The 704-nt window shown below is 60.5% G+C and carries 1 protein-coding gene; it reads right to left on the bottom strand.

Annotation, left to right across the window (positions count from 1 at the left end; all coding sequences use genetic code 11):
• Positions 1 to 42: 42 nt before the first annotated feature.
• Positions 43 to 390: a hypothetical protein gene (locus AOQ71_RS06225; RefSeq protein ID WP_057743142.1), complete on the bottom strand. Its 348-nt coding sequence runs from the start codon at positions 388 to 390 to the stop codon at positions 43 to 45.
• Positions 391 to 704 lie beyond the last annotated feature (314 nt).

The following is a 704-nucleotide window of genomic DNA, read 5'->3' as shown; positions in this document are numbered from 1 at the left end:
GTGGGCACGCTTCGCTTTGCCCACCCTACGGCACTACGGCACCTACTTCGCATCCTTCGGCGGCGGCGCATCCTGTTTCTTCTTCAGATCCTCCGCCTGCTTCGCCTGCGCGGCCTGGAGATCGCCGATGGTTTTCTGCAAACCGGCCAGCGTCACCTTCAGCGTATCGATCTGCCTCATGGCGGCATCCAGTTTCTGCTGGTGATCGAGATTGAGCTTGGTGATGGTCTTCTGGAGGAAATCGACATTGCTCTGCAGGCAGCTGGTACGCCGCTCCATGGTCTTCTCGACCGTGCATATCTCGATGCCGGGAACGTCCTGCGCCGCGACCTCTGTATGCGCGACGAGCGGTAACATGGCGAAACAAACAGCGGCGATCCGGCGCGGCATTCAGGTTCCTCATCATCGATCACGGCAATGTGCGCCGATTGCGCAGAGCCGCGTGAGGCTACCACACTGGCACCGCATTCTCGCGTTGAGCTTGGCACGTTCCCTCGGATGATCCTTTGGATGGGGAGCAGGAAACCGCGCGCGGAAGAGGTGGGCGCTCTTTCCGCGGCTTTGATTAGGGGAGATTTTTGGAATGGCAACGCGTGATAGACGTCTGGCGGAATTCGATGGCGCCGGCGAACCGCCACCCGGTCTGCCGGTCGAAGTGCTGTGTGAGGACCACAGTGGAACGTATCAACTGCCGTTCGCCTGCC

Source organism: Bradyrhizobium manausense (genome assembly GCF_001440035.1).
Classification (GTDB): Bacteria; Pseudomonadota; Alphaproteobacteria; order Rhizobiales; family Xanthobacteraceae; genus Bradyrhizobium; species Bradyrhizobium manausense.
Note: the sequence above shows the minus strand (reverse complement) of the source record. Positions and strands in the feature narration are given on the sequence as shown.

Excerpts from the sequence above, each read along its gene's own strand:
- AOQ71_RS06225 (WP_057743142.1), bottom strand. The coding sequence starts at position 390 with ATGCCGCGCCGGATCGCCGCTGTTTGTTTCGCCATGTTACCGCTCGTC.